Origin of the sequence: Kitasatospora sp. NPDC047058, from assembly GCF_040643935.1 — a bacterium.
Classification (GTDB): Bacteria; Actinomycetota; Actinomycetes; order Streptomycetales; family Streptomycetaceae; genus Kitasatospora.
Genome location: NZ_JBEYVJ010000002.1, coordinates 41,849 through 54,693, shown reverse-complemented (window position 1 = coordinate 54,693; position 12,845 = coordinate 41,849). Strand labels below are relative to the sequence as shown.

14 protein-coding genes are annotated in these 12,845 nt (G+C 75.3%); 6 read left to right on the top strand and 8 right to left on the bottom strand.

Annotated elements, in window-relative coordinates; translation table 11 throughout:
- Positions 1-44: 44 nt before the first annotated feature.
- Positions 45-1,172: an NADH:flavin oxidoreductase gene (locus tag ABZ885_RS00560; protein ID WP_360181385.1), complete on the top strand. Its 1,128-nt coding sequence runs from the start codon at positions 45-47 to the stop codon at positions 1,170-1,172.
- A gap of 60 nt (positions 1,173-1,232) precedes the next feature.
- Here ABZ885_RS00560 and ABZ885_RS00555 read toward each other — a convergent pair whose 3' ends face one another.
- Both ABZ885_RS00555 and ABZ885_RS00550 read right to left on the bottom strand, forming a co-directional pair.
- Complete coding sequence (locus tag ABZ885_RS00555; RefSeq protein WP_360181382.1) at positions 1,233-2,096, bottom strand: PhzF family phenazine biosynthesis protein; 864 nt, start codon at positions 2,094-2,096, stop codon at positions 1,233-1,235.
- Positions 2,093-2,665, bottom strand: coding sequence for a carboxymuconolactone decarboxylase family protein (locus ABZ885_RS00550; protein ID WP_360181379.1), 573 nt, complete (start codon positions 2,663-2,665; stop codon positions 2,093-2,095). The genes ABZ885_RS00555 and ABZ885_RS00550 overlap by 4 nt, the downstream gene beginning before the upstream one ends.
- Before the next feature lie 188 nt (positions 2,666-2,853).
- Here ABZ885_RS00550 and ABZ885_RS00545 point away from each other — a divergent pair, with 188 nt between their 5' ends.
- Positions 2,854-3,141 carry a helix-turn-helix domain-containing protein gene (locus ABZ885_RS00545; protein ID WP_360181435.1) on the top strand — a complete coding sequence of 96 codons (288 nt, stop codon included), beginning with the start codon at positions 2,854-2,856 and terminating at the stop codon, positions 3,139-3,141.
- Positions 3,142-3,209: 68 nt separating this feature from the next.
- Here the strand turns inward: ABZ885_RS00545 and ABZ885_RS00540 are convergent, their stop codons facing one another.
- Complete coding sequence (locus ABZ885_RS00540; protein ID WP_360181376.1) at positions 3,210-4,631, bottom strand: PLP-dependent aminotransferase family protein; 1,422 nt, start codon at positions 4,629-4,631, stop codon at positions 3,210-3,212.
- Between ABZ885_RS00540 and ABZ885_RS00535 the strand changes: the two genes are divergently transcribed.
- Positions 4,630-5,874: an aminotransferase class V-fold PLP-dependent enzyme gene (locus ABZ885_RS00535; RefSeq protein WP_360181373.1), complete on the top strand. Its 1,245-nt coding sequence runs from the start codon at positions 4,630-4,632 to the stop codon at positions 5,872-5,874. The genes ABZ885_RS00540 and ABZ885_RS00535 overlap by 2 nt on opposite strands.
- A complete protein-coding gene (locus ABZ885_RS00530) occupies positions 5,871-7,160 on the top strand; it encodes an MFS transporter (protein WP_360181370.1) in 1,290 nt (429 codons plus the stop codon). The genes ABZ885_RS00535 and ABZ885_RS00530 overlap by 4 nt, the downstream gene beginning before the upstream one ends.
- 68 nt (positions 7,161-7,228) lie before the next feature.
- On the opposite strand, the gene ABZ885_RS00525 is transcribed toward ABZ885_RS00530, so the two are convergent.
- The 3 genes from ABZ885_RS00525 to ABZ885_RS00515 form a co-directional block, all read right to left on the bottom strand.
- Positions 7,229-7,657 (bottom strand): DUF2871 domain-containing protein, encoded by a 429-nt coding sequence (locus ABZ885_RS00525; protein WP_360181367.1) that lies wholly within the window; start codon positions 7,655-7,657, stop codon positions 7,229-7,231.
- 126 nt (positions 7,658-7,783) lie between these two features.
- The gene (locus ABZ885_RS00520; protein WP_360181364.1) at positions 7,784-8,728 is read right to left on the bottom strand and encodes an AraC family transcriptional regulator; all 945 of its coding nucleotides are present in this window, start codon (positions 8,726-8,728) and stop codon (positions 7,784-7,786) included.
- A gap of 55 nt (positions 8,729-8,783) precedes the next feature.
- Positions 8,784-9,710, bottom strand: coding sequence for an NADP-dependent oxidoreductase (locus ABZ885_RS00515; protein WP_360181361.1), 927 nt, complete (start codon positions 9,708-9,710; stop codon positions 8,784-8,786).
- Positions 9,711-9,961: 251 nt separating this feature from the next.
- On the opposite strand from ABZ885_RS00515, the gene ABZ885_RS00510 reads away from it, so the two are divergent.
- Positions 9,962-10,492 carry a carboxymuconolactone decarboxylase family protein gene (locus ABZ885_RS00510; protein ID WP_360181358.1) on the top strand — a complete coding sequence of 177 codons (531 nt, stop codon included), beginning with the start codon at positions 9,962-9,964 and terminating at the stop codon, positions 10,490-10,492.
- A gap of 60 nt (positions 10,493-10,552) precedes the next feature.
- Here the strand turns inward: ABZ885_RS00510 and ABZ885_RS00505 are convergent, their stop codons facing one another.
- Together ABZ885_RS00505 and ABZ885_RS00500 are read right to left on the bottom strand one after the other, a co-directional pair.
- Complete coding sequence (locus ABZ885_RS00505; protein ID WP_360181355.1) at positions 10,553-11,539, bottom strand: hypothetical protein; 987 nt, start codon at positions 11,537-11,539, stop codon at positions 10,553-10,555.
- On the bottom strand, positions 11,536-11,928 hold the full coding sequence (locus ABZ885_RS00500) for a PadR family transcriptional regulator (protein WP_360181352.1): 393 nt from the start codon (positions 11,926-11,928) through the stop codon (positions 11,536-11,538). The genes ABZ885_RS00505 and ABZ885_RS00500 overlap by 4 nt, the downstream gene beginning before the upstream one ends.
- Positions 11,929-12,132: 204 nt before the next feature.
- Between ABZ885_RS00500 and ABZ885_RS00495 the strand changes: the two genes are divergently transcribed.
- On the top strand, positions 12,133-12,828 hold the full coding sequence (locus ABZ885_RS00495) for a winged helix-turn-helix domain-containing protein (RefSeq protein WP_360181349.1): 696 nt from the start codon (positions 12,133-12,135) through the stop codon (positions 12,826-12,828).
- The last annotated feature ends 17 nt before the right edge of the window (positions 12,829-12,845 follow it).

Here is a 12,845-nt window from a genome sequence, read left to right as displayed (position 1 = left end):
TTCGATGCATGTGCATGTACCGCCTGACACCCCGAGGAATACGCATGACCGTGAATGGATCCGCCACCTCCCGCGCCGCCGAGGTCCTCGCCCGGCCCGTCGCACTCAACGGCCTGACCGTCCCCAACCGCATCGTGATGGCGCCGATGACGCGGATGTTCTCCCCGGGCGGCGTCCCCGGCGAGGACGTGCAGTCGTACTACGCCCGCCGCGCCGCCGCGGGGGTGGGCCTGATCGTCACCGAGGGGACGTACGTCGGCCACGAGTCGGCCGGGCAGAGCGACCGGGTGCCGCGGTTCCACGGCGAGGAGCAGCTGGCGGGGTGGGCGAAGGTCGCCGAGGCCGTCCACACGGCGGGCGGCACCATCGTGCCGCAGCTGTGGCACATCGGCATGGTCCGGCAGCAGGGGCAGCCGCCCTACGCCGACGCCCCCGCCATGGGCCCCTCCGGCATCCGCGTCGACGGCACCGAGGGCACCGGCAGGGCGATGACCCGGCGCGACCTGGACGACGTCATCGGCGCCTTCGCCGAGGCCGCCGCCGCGGCCGAGCGGATCGGCTTCGACGGCATCGAGCTGCACGGCGCCCACGGCTACCTCGTCGACCAGTTCCTCTGGGCGGGCACCAACCGCCGCACCGACGCGTACGGCGGCGACGCCGTGGCCCGGACGAAGTTCGCGGCCGAGATCGTGGCCGCGGTCCGCGAGGCGGTCTCCCCCGAGTTCCCGGTGATCTTCCGCTACTCGCAGTGGAAGCAGGAGGCCTACGACGCCCGGCTCGCCGAGTCCCCGGAGGAGCTGGAGGCGATCCTGGCCCCGCTCGCCGCGGCCGGCGTCGACGCCTTCCACGCCTCCACCCGCCGCTACTGGCTCCCGGAGTTCGAGGACTCGGAGCTGAACCTGGCCGGCTGGACCAAGAAGCTCACCGGCAGGCCCACCATCACCGTCGGGTCGGTCGGCCTCGACGGCGACTTCCTCCACGCCTTCGCGGGCGAGGGCGCCCCGGTCCAGGGCCTCGACGACCTCCTCGACCGCCTGGAGCGCGACGAGTTCGACCTGGTGGCCGTCGGCCGCGCCCTGCTCCAGGACCCGGAGTGGGCGGCGAAGGTCCTCGGCAACCGGCTCGACGAGCTGAAGCCGTACGACGCGGCGGCCGTGAAGACCCTGAGCTAGGACCCGTGAAGACCCTGAGCTAGGACGCCGCTCCGAGGGCGCGCGGCCCGGGCCCGTCGTTCAGCGGGGCCCGGGCCGGACGCGCGCCGTGGCGGCGAGTTCGACCAGGAGGCCGGACGGCGCCGTCCGGGCCCGGGTGGTGATGGCGGACGGGGCGGCCAGCGCGTCGCCCAGGCCGACGGTGAGCCGGGCCGTGCCCTGCCGGGCGAACAGGTGGGCGGCCAGGCAGGCGGTGCCGTTGGCGTTGGCGATGTCCTCGGGGACGCCGATCGACGGGGCGAACATCCGGGCCGCGACCCGGCCGCCGTCCGTCGGCGGGGTGTGGACGTAGCAGCCGAGCAGGCCCAGGTGGTCGCAGGCGGCACGAAGGCGTTCCGGCGTCGGGGCCAGGGCGGCGAGAGCGGACGCGGTCGCAACCGGGACGAGCAGCCGCGGGCGCCCCAGGGTGGCCACGCGGGCCCCGGGGGCGGGCGCGGTGGCGGGGAGCCCCAGCACGGGCAGGAGCAGGGCGAGTTCGTCCGCCGCCGGCTCGCGCAGGCCGACCGGGCCGGTCGTGAAGGCGACGCGGAACAGGGACGACGCCCCGCGGACGGCACGGCCGGCGAGGTCGTGGCCCGCGGCCCGCAGGGTGGCCCGGTGCTCGCGGCCCCCGGCGCGTTCGGCGAGGTGGGCCAGGGCGGCCACGGTGCCGTGCCCGCACGCGGGCAGTTCGCCCGCCGCGGTGAAGAACCGCACGGCCGTCGCGGCCGGGCCGCCCGCGAGGAAGACCGCGTGGGAGGTGCCGGCCAGGGCGGGCACGGCCCGGCGCTCGTCGTCGGTCAGGGGCGCACCGGCCGCCTCGTCCACCACGGCGGTCGGACTGCCGCCCCCGCCCCCGCGCAGGCAGGCGTCCACCACGGTGAACGCCACCGTCCGGCGGCTCACCGGCGGCCGGGCAGCACGTCGGCGAAGCGCGGCGCACCGGGTTCGGGCGGCACCCGCGCGGCCCGGGCGGCGAAGCTGACCGCGTGGTACCAGCCGCAGAGCAGCAGCAGGTCGAGCAGCCGGGCCTCGTCGAACTCCGCCGCCAGCCGGTCCCACAGCGCGTCGTCCAGGTCGGAGTGCTCGTGCAGCGCGTCGACGGCGCGGATGAGCAGCCGCTCGCGCCCGGACGTCCAGCACGCGTCGTCGGGGCCGCCGTGGACGAGCGAGGCCGTCTGTTCGCGGGTGAGCCCGACCCGTTCGGCGAACACCAGCACGTGCACCCCCCACTCGTACTCGCAGCCGCACCGCGCGCACGTGCGGTCGATGACGATCTCGCGCTCCCGCATGGTCAGGCTCAGCTCTCCGCCCAGCTCGTAGCGGCCCCACCCGTGCATGGCCTCGGTCATCGGCAGGTTCTGGGCGAAGGTCCGGAACAGTGCGATCGGCGGTGCCCCCGCGGGCATCATGCGGGCGAGCAGGGCGGCGGCCCGATCGGTGTACGGCGGTTCCAGCGGCGCTATCCGCGACATCGGTCCTCCCGTTGCCGCTCCGGAGCCGCGGCTCCGGTGTGCCCGGAGCCGTGCTTCCGAAGCCTGCGTTTCTGAATCCGAAACAGTACTCGGATGCTAGTGTTTCGGATAACGAAACACAAGGGGAGACCATGCCGACACCGCGCCCTGGAACGCCGGTCCGCGGCTCGACCACCGGCCGGCCGCTGATGGCCGCCATGGACCTCTTCGGCCGCCGCTGGGCGCTGCGCATCCTCTGGGAGCTGCGCGCCGGGCCGCTCGGCGCGCGCGCCCTGCTCGCCCGCTGCGAAGGGCTGTCGTCCAGCGTCCTCTACCAGCGGCTCCGCGAGCTCACCGCGAACGGCATCGTCGTCTCCGCGGCCGACGGCTACGCGCTCACCCCGCTGGGTGCGTCCCTCGGCCAGGCCCTGCGCCCCTTCGACGCGTGGGCGACCACCTGGGCACGGGAGCTGGAGTCCGGGCAGCCGGAGGCGTGAGCACCGCGGCGGCCCGGGACCTCTCGCGGCCCGCCTCACGCGCCGGACGTCACCTCACGCGCCGGACGTCAGCCGAGGGAGCGCACCGCGGCGGCCAGGCGGCGCGCCGCATCCGGGAGGTCGCCGGGTTCGGCGGCCGCGGCGAAGCCGAGCCGCAGATGGGCACCCGGCGGCTCGGCCGGGAAGTAGCGGCGGCCGGGGTCGACGGCGACGCCCTGCGCCCGGGCGGCCTCGGCGACGGCGGTGTCGGCGAGGCCGGGCGGCAGCCGCAGCCAGAGGTGCAGCCCGCCGGCCGGGACGCGGGCGGGCGTCCACCCGGGGAGCTCGCGGGCCAGCGCGTCGGCCAGCACCGCGCAGCGGTCGCGCAGCGCGGCGGACAGGGCGCGCAGGTGGCGGTCCCAGGCGGGCGTGCTGAGCAGTTCGACGGCGGCCTCCTGGAGGGGCCGGGCGATGAAGAAGTCGTCCACCCGGCGCATCGCCTGGAGGCGCCGCATCACCGGGCCGCGGGCGACCACCGCGCCGATCCGCAGGCTGGGCGAGGCCGGCTTGGTCAGCGAGGTCAGGTGGACGACGGTGCCGTCGCGGTCGTCGGCCGCCAGCGGGCGCGGCACCGGGTGGCCGTGGCCGAGGTGGCGGGCGAAGTCGTCCTCGATCAGGAACGCCCCGGCGGCGCGGGTGACGTCGACGAGCTGGCGGCGGCGCTCGGGCGCGAGCACGGTGCCGGTGGGGTTCTGGAAGGTCGGCTGGCAGTAGAGGAGTCTGGCCCCGGTCATCGCGAAGGCGTCGGCGAGCAGTTCGGGCCGGATGCCGTCCTCGTCCACCGGGAGCGGCACCGGGCGCAGGCCGGCCGCGCGGGCGGCCGCCAGGGCCCCGGGGTAGGTCGGCGACTCCACCAGGACGGGACTGCCGGGGGCGGCGATCGCCCGGAACAGCAGCGACAGCGCGCCCTGGCCGCCACCGGTGACCAGCACGTCCTCCGGGCCGGCCCCGCCGCCGACCTGGCGGGCGAAGATCGCCCGCAGCGGCGCCAGGCCGGCCGCCGGGGCGCGGTGCCAGGCGTCGGGCCGGCGGGCGGCCCGGGCCAGCGCGGCGCCGAGCGCCCGGGTGGGCTGGAGGTTCTCGTGCAGGTAGCCGCCGGAGAGCGCGATCGCCCCGCCCGGCAGGGGCGTTGACGAACCCTCGGTTCCGTCGGCGTCGTCGGCGTCGACTCCCAGGTCGCGGCCGGCCAGGGCGACCGCCTGCCAGGAGGTGTCCGCCGCCTCGTCGGCACGGGCCGGCCGGCGAGTGGCCACGTACGTGCCGCTGCCGGGGCGGGTGACCACCACGCCCTCGGCGGCCAGCAGGGCGATCGCCCGGGAGACCGTCACCGGCCCGACCCCGTGCCGGGCGATCAGGTCCCGGCTGCTGGGGAGCCGGTCGCCGGGGACGAGCCCGGCGACCTCCGTGCGGAGGATCGCCACCAGCGCCTCAGTACTGCTACCGTCATACATGAAGACTCAGGATAGCGCTTCTGCGCCAGCACCGGAACCGCTCCTCGACCTCGCCGCCCTGCGGGCCGACACCCCCGGCTGTGCGTCGGTGATCCACTTCAACAACGCCGGCTGCGGCCTGCTCGCCCGCCCGGTCCTGCGCACGATGGTCAACCACCTCAACCTGGAGGCGGAGATCGGCGGTTACGAGGCCTCCGCGGCCCGGGCGGCCGAGGTCGCCGACTTCCACGCCGCGGTCGCCGAGCTGCTGAACACCCGGCCCGGCAACATCGCCTTCGCCGGCAGCGCCACCCACGCCTACTCCAAGGCCCTGTCCGCGATCGACTTCCGCCCCGGCGACGTCGTCCTGACCACCCGCAACGACTTCGTCTCCAACCAGATCGCCTTCCTCGCGCTCCGCCGCCGCCACGGCGTCGAGATCGTGCACGCCCCCGACCACGCGGACGGCAGCGGCGTCGACGTGGCCGCGATGGCCGCCCTGATGCGCGCCCGCCGCCCGCGCCTGGTCGCCGCGACCCATGTGCCGACCAACTCCGGCCTGGTCCAGCCGGTGGCCGAGATCGGCCGGCACTGCCGCGAGCTCGGCCTGCTCTACCTGGTCGACGCCTGCCAGTCGGTCGGCCAGTACGCGGTCGACGTCGAGGAGATCGGCTGCGACCTGCTCACCGCGACCTGCCGCAAGTTCCTGCGCGGACCGCGCGGTTCGGGCTTCCTCTACGTCTCCGACCGGGTCCTGCAAGGGGGTTACGAGCCGCTGTTCATCGACATGCACGGCGCCCGCTGGGTCGCGCCCGGCCACTACCGGCCGGTCGGCACCGCCGCCCGGTTCGAGGAGTGGGAGTTCCCGTACGCGACCGTGCTCGGCAGCGCGGCCGCCGTCCGCTACGCCCTGCGGGTCGGGATCCGGCCCGTCGCCCGGCGCACGCCCGCCCTGGCCGCGCGGCTGCGTGCCGGGCTGGCCGGACTGCCCGGCGTCCGGGTGCTGGACGGCGGCCCCGCCCCGGCCGCGCTGGTCACCGTCGCGGTCGACGGCTGGCAGCCGGAGCCGTTCAAGGCGGCGATGGACGCGCGCGGCATCAACTCGGCGCTAAGCTACCGGGAGTTCGCCCAGTTCGACTTCGCCGACAAGGAGGTGGAGTGGTGCCTGCGGCTGTCCCCGCACTACTACAACACCGAGGACGAGGTGGACACGGTCGCCGCCGCGGTCGCCGAGCTCTCCCGGAGCGCCCGGAGCGCCCGATGAGCCTCGCCCCGGCCGGGCCCGCCCCCGCAGCCCCGCCGCCCCCTCAGCCGGAGCCGGCCGAAAGCCTCTGGCACAACCGGGACTTCCTCGCCTTCTGGTTCGGCGAGACGGTCTCGCTGCTCGGCACCCAGGTCACCAACCTCGCCCTGCCGCTCACCGCGATCCGCGCCTTCCACGCCACCGACGAACAGGTCGGGCTGCTGCGCTTCCTGCAGCTCGTCCCGTACCTCGGGCTGGCACTGCTGATCGGCGTCTGGACCGACCGGGCCCGGCGCCGGCCGGTGATGCTGGGCGCCAATCTCGTCCGGCTCGCCCTGGTCGGCCTCGTCCCGCTGCTGTACTGGTGGGACGCCCTCGACCTGACCGTGCTGCTGGTGATCGCCTGCGCGGTCGGCACGGCCTCGGTGGTGTTCGACGTCAGCTGGATGTCCTACGTCCCGGTGCTGGTCCGCCGGCCCGAGCACTACGTCGAGGCGAGCGCCCGGATGGGCACCAGCTCCTCCGCCGCCGACGTCGCCGGGCCCGGCCTGGCGGGCCTCCTGGTGTCGGCGCTCACCGCACCGGTGGCCCTGGTCGTGGACGCCTGCTCGTACGCGGCCTCCGTCGTGTCGCTGCTGCTGATCCGCACGCCCGAGCCGCCTCCCGAACCGGCCGCGGACCGCCACCTGCTGCGCGAACTCCGGGACGGGCTGGGCTGGGTCCTGCGCGACGGGGTGCTGCGGGCGCTGGCGCTGACCGGCTTCTGCTGCAACTTCTCCATGATCACCGTCTGGACCATGTTCCTGCTCTACGGCAGCAACGACCTCCACCTGGGACCGACCGCGATCGGCGGGGTCTTCGCGACGGCCTCGGTGGGCGGGCTGCTCGGCGCGCTGGTCTCCCGCCGGGTCATCGCCCGGTTCCCGCTCGGCCGGGTCTACCTGGTCGCCCAGTCGGCGCTGCTGCTCGGCCCGTCCCTGATCCCGCTCGCCGCCGGGCCGCGCCCGGTCGTGCTCGCGCTGTTCGTGCTCTCCTTCTTCACCACCTACCTGGGCCTGGGCGTGGCGGGCGTCGTCATCGTCAGCCTGCGGCAGAGCCTGACCCCGCAGCCGATGATGGGCCGGATGACGGCGGCCTTCCGCACCCTGCTGTTCGGCGGCGGCGCGCTCGGCGGCCTGAGCGCCGGCCTGCTCGCGGGCCGCATCGGTGCCCACGGCGCGCTCGCCGTCGCCGCGGCCGGCTCCGCCGCCGTCGTCCTCGGCCTGCTCGTCTCGCCGGTCGTCCGTCTGAAGGCCCTGCCCGTCTGACGGCCCACCCCGCCGGAACCGGTCCGGCCGTGGCCCGGGCCGGCGGGGCCCCGGCCGCGGCCGGCGGGTCAGGACTTCGCGGTGTCGCCCGTCTGCGCCGCGGTGAGGCGCTTCCCGAGGAGGACGAACAGCAGGATGAGGCCGACGGTGAGCACGATGTGGCCGAGGCCGGCTATCCAGGAGACGGCCTCGGGGACGTGGTGGCCGAGCACGGTCTGGGTGCCGCGGAAGAGCATCGCCCCGACGGTGATCGCGATGCCCGCGTTGTAGAACCAGAAGAAGGAGGTGAACTGCCTCGACCCGGACAGGCCGAACTGCTTGTCGAGGGCGAGGACGATCAGGAAGCCCAGCATCCCGAGCGCGAGCAGGTGGGTGTGCACGACGGACAGCTGGGTCTCGCCGTGGAAGTCGTTGTGCTTGGTGAGCTCCCGGTAGTACAGGCCGGACACCACGCCCAGGATCATGTAGACGTGTGCCGCGTGGTAGGACTTGCGCATGCTCTTCACTCCCCGTTGTCCGAAGGCCGTTCGGCGCCGGGGATCACCGTAGGGCGTGAACGGCCGTACGGGATAGGGCTGTTCACCGGCCCCTGCCGGGCCTGACCGAGGCCGGCCCGGCTCCGGTCAGGCGGCTTGGCCCGCGCGGGTCCCGCGCCGGTAGCCGCCGGGCGCCTGGCCGTACTCGCGCTTGAAGGCCTTGGCGAAGGCGTACTCGGAGCCGTAGCCCGCCCGGGACGCGATCGCGGTCAGCGGGGCCTCCGACTCGCGCAGCAGGCGGGCGGCCGTGGTGAGCCGCCAGCGGGTCAGGTACGCCATCGGCGGTTCGCCGACCAGGGTGGTGAACCGGCGGGCGAAGGCCGCCCGGGAGAGGCCCACCCGCCCGGCCAGGGACTCCACCGTCCACGGGTCCGACGGGGCTCCGTGGATGGCCGCCAGCGCGGGGGCGACCGCGCAGTCGCCGAGTGCGGCGGCCCAGCCGACCGCGGCCGTCGCGGGCTGGTCCTCCAGCCACGCCCTCAGGATGTAGAGCAGCAGCGAGTCGATCAGCGCCGGGACGATGCCGGTCGAACCGAGCCGCGGGTTCTCCAGTTCGGCGCCGAGGAGTTGGACGGCCGCGGTGAGCTCGGGGTGCCGGCCCTGCCCGGTGGAGAGGTGGATGATCTCGGGCAGCTGCCGGACCAGCGGGTGCGGACGGCCCTGGTCCAGGTGGTAGTTGCCGCAGAGCAGGCTGGTCCGGGGGCCGTCGCCGCCCAGGGTGACCGTGCCGATCGGCGTGCTCGGCCGGTACTGGGAGGGCCGCTCCGGCTCGGCCGGGGTGCCGGGGTGGTCGGCGAGGATGTGGCCGCGGCCGTCCCGCAGGAAGATCACGTCGCCGGGGCTCAGGGCGATCGCCTCCTGCCTCGAGGCACCCTCCAGCGGGATCAGCCAGCACGTCCCGTGCAGCACCACGTGGAAGCCGGCCCCGGCGACCGGGGGGAGGCGCAGGCCCCAGGGGGCGCGGCCCTCGGTGCGGACGGACGTCGGATGCCCGGTCCGCATCGATCCCAGCGCCTCGGTCAGGATGTCCAACGCCTTCCCCCGTTCTCCGGATCCCGCCACCAGCTTAGGCACTTGACGCCGCCGCTCAGGCGACGGTGAGGACGACCTTGCCCTGCACCCGGCCGGACCCGAGCAGCTCGTGGGCCTTGCCGGCGTCGGCGAGCGGGAAGGTCCCGGCGATGTGCGGGCGGATCCGGCCGGCCTCGACCAGGGCCGCGATCGCCTCCAGCGAGGCGTAGTCGGGCTCGACCGAGACGCCCGCGAAGTGCCGCCCGGCCGCCTCGATCTCGGCGGCGAGCGCCGTGTTCCAGTGCTCCATGATGCTCACCAGGGTGCCGCCGGGCCGCAGCACCGACAGGGCGCGGGTGCCCTCGGAGGAGGAGTCGAAGACGACGTCCACGTCGCGCACCACCTCGGTGTAGTCGGTGGTCCGGTAGTCGATGAGCTCGTCGGCGCCCAGGTCGCGCAGGAACGCGTGCTTGGGCTCGCTGGCGAGGGCGGTCACGTGGGCGCCGCGCGCCTTCGCGATCTGCACCGCGAAGTGGCCGACGCCGCCCGCCGCGCGGTGGATCAGCACCCGCTGGCCCTCGGACAGCCGGGCCGCGTCCACCAGGCCCTGCCAGGCGGTGAGGGCGGCCAGCGGGATCGCGGCGGCCTCCACGTGGTCGAGCGTCGCGGGCTTCCGGGCCACCTGGCGGGACGGCACCGCGACGTAGTCGGCGTAGCCGGTGGCGGCGCGCGGGAAGAAGGGCATCCCGAACACCTCGTCGCCCGGCTTGAACCTGGCCCCCGGACCGGCCTCCTCGACCACGCCGGAGATGTCCCAGCCGACCCCGTACGGCGGCTCGCCGAGCAGCGGGTAGGCGCCCGAACGGACGGCCAGGTCGACCGGGTTGACGCCGCTGGCGTGTACCCGGACGAGCACCTCGCCGCCGCGCGGGGCGGGCCGCTCGGCCTCGACGACCTCGAGGACCTCGGGGCCGCCGAAGGACTTCTGGATGACTGCGCGCATGGGAGTTCGTTCCTTCCGGCTCGGCCGGCCCCCGGTCGGGGCGGCTCCTGATGTCCTCAACCCTAGGAAGGCCGGACGAGCCGATGAATATCCTCAAGTCTTCGGAAGATGTCCCATCGTCTCGCCGCTCGAGCGTCTCGGCCGGACCGCCGCCGGACGGCACACCACCATGCCCGGCAGGCCGAATTGACCCACGGAAACAGCCTGCAAGTGAACTACTTTGACGGTCTATCACCCCGTAGATTGGGGTCATGACGAACACCGCCGCAGTCACCGCGACCACCGCCACCGCGACCACCGCCACCGCCGGCCACAGCAGCCACGCCGCCCCGCGGATCAACTTCGCCAAGGCCGCCCCGAAGGCCTTCAAGGCGCTGATCGGCTTCGACGCCGCCGCGCGCGAGGGCCTCGACCCGGCCCTGGTCGAGCTGGTCCAGATCCGGGCCTCCCAGCTCAACGGCTGCGCGTACTGCCTGCACATGCACACCTCCGACGCCCGCAAGGCCGGCGAGAGCGAGGAGCGCCTGCACATGGTCGCCGTCTGGAAGGACGCCGGCCACTTCTTCACCGAGCAGGAACGCGCCGCGCTCGCCCTCACCGAGGCCGTCACCCTGATCGGGCAGGCCGGTGTCCCCGACGACGTCTACGCCCGTGCCGCCGCCCTGTTCCCGGACGAGGAGCTGGCCCGGCTGCTGGCCCTGATCTTCACCATCAACACCTGGAACCGCATCGCCCTCAGCACCGCGAAGGTCCCCGGCACGGACGAGCGCACGGCCCGGTGAACCGCCGTGCCCCGTCCGGCCGCCGGGATCCGGCGGCCGGACGGGTGTGATGACCGCCGGTCAGGCCGGCCCGGCCGGAGCGAGCCGGCGTCGGGCGACGCCCAGCACCGTGGCGAACGCCAGCAGGCCGAGCACGACCGCGAGGTTGCGCACCAGGTCGTGTCCGTCGAACGGCGGGCGCCAGTAGTACGGCGGGGCGAGCATCACGGTCCAGGGCAGGACGGCCAGCGCGATCCCGGCGGCGCGGACGCGGTCTGCGCCGGGCCGGCCGAGGTGGAGCAGGAGGGCGAGGCTCAGCACCACGGCCGGCCAGGCGGTGGACGCGTCCAGCAGGGTGCGGTTGGCGTCGGAGAAGACGTGGTCGACAGCCGGGCCGTCGTCCGGCCAGGGCCAGAGCACCGCGGTCGCCCCCATCGGCAGGGCGAGCGCGAGCGCCGTGGCCGCCGTCCCGGCGCGGCCGGACCGGGAGAGGTCGACGCCGTCCGGCGGCGCCAGCACCAGCGGGACGGCGAGCAGCAGCCAGAAGCCCGCCAGCGGCAGGTACTGGAAGAAGGCCCACCCGGGGTGGACGAAGAAGGCCGCGGCAGCACCGGTCCGGATCACCGCACCGAGCAGCACGAGCGCGCGGGCCGCGCCCCACCGGCCGAGGACGGCGCACAGCAGGGCGAGGATCCACGGGCCGGTCTGCGCCGCACCCACGACGGCCCGGACGGCGGGGTGACCCTCCTCGCCGAACTGGTCGGGCAGGAACAGCCCGAGCAGCAGGTGGACCGCGGCCAGGCCCGCCCCGCCCGCCAGCAGGAACGGCGCGGCGCCGGCCAGGAAGCGGCCGGCCGGATCACGCGAGCTGAGCCGGGTGCGCAGCCGGAGGGCGTGCGAGGCGAGCGAGGCCCACTCGCGCCGGACGGTCCGGCGGTCGGCGCCGTGCACGGACTCGGCGAACACCGCGACGATCTCCGCGCCGTGTGCGGCCCGGTACCCGGCGGGGTAGAGGCCGAGCAGCGGGAGCCGGGTGGACAGGGCGGCGGCCTGCGACGACGTGCTCACGCGACACCTCCGCCCAGCCCGAATCCGATCCTCGGCGCCCCGAGCGCCGGCCGGGCGCCCGGCTTGAACCCGCCGAGCGCGAGCCGGCGTTCGGCCTCGGTCACGCCGGCGCGCAGTCGCGCCGTCTCCTCGGCCAACGCGTCCCGCCCCTCGTCGGTGAGGGCGAAGGTGCGCCGCATGCGGCCGGCCACGACCTCCTCGTGGTCGATCCGGATCAGCCCCTGCTGGAGGAGGCGGTCGAGCGCCGTGTAGAGGGTGCCGGTGAGCAGCTTGGTCCGGCCGCCGGAGATGGCCAGGACCTCCTGGACGATCGCGTACCCGTGCCGCGGGGCGTCGGCCAGCGCGGTGAGCACGAGCCTTGTCGGCTCCTGTAGTTGACGGTTAGCCATGCCGCGAGCATAGGTCAACCGTGAACATATGTCGATGGTCAACCTATAGGGCCTGCCTGCGGGCCGGCGCCGCCTCGACGTCCTCGTAGTGCGCCGACGTCACCACGCCGCGCTCCCGGGCAACAGTGCTCATGCCGGTCGCGATCACGCTAGGCCCGGGACGCTTCGGTCCCGGCCGAACCATGGCCGGGCCACCATGGACGCATGTCACTCGCCCAGCTCGCCGGTCTGCTCGCCGACCCCACCCGTGCCGCCTTCTGCACCGCCCTGCTCGACGGCCGGGCCTGGACCGCCGGCGAGTTGGCCCGGCACGCGGGCGTCGCGCCGTCCACCACGAGCGAGCACCTCTCCCGGCTGATCGCCGGCGGCCTGCTGGCCGAGGAGCGGCAGGGGCGGCACCGGTACGTCCGGCTGGCCGGCCCGGCGGCCGCGGCCCTGATCGAGGACCTCGCCGCGTTCCCGGGGGCCGCCCAGCCCGCTGAGCCGCCCCGCAGCCTGCGCGAGTCCACCCGGATGAGCGCCGAGGCCCGTGCCCGGACCTGCTACGACCACCTGGCCGGCCGCCTGGGCGTGGCGGTCACCGACGCCGTCCTGGCCCGCGGCCTGGTCGCGGACCGGGCCGGGCTCGCCGTCACCGACGACGGGCTGGCGTGGCTGGCCGGGCTCGGCGTCGAGCTGCCGGCCGGGGCCGGGCGCGGCGGCGGGCGGCCGCTGGTGCGCAGCTGCCTGGACTGGACGGAGCGCCGCACCCACCTCGGCGGGGCGCTCGGCGCCGCACTCTGCCGGACGGCGCTGGACCGGGCCTGGGTGGAGCGGATCGGCTCCGGCCGCGCCCTGCGGGTGACGGCGGACGGCGACCGGGCGCTGTACGAGCTGCTCGGCGTGGAGCCGGCCGCCTGAGACCGGAGCACCACCGG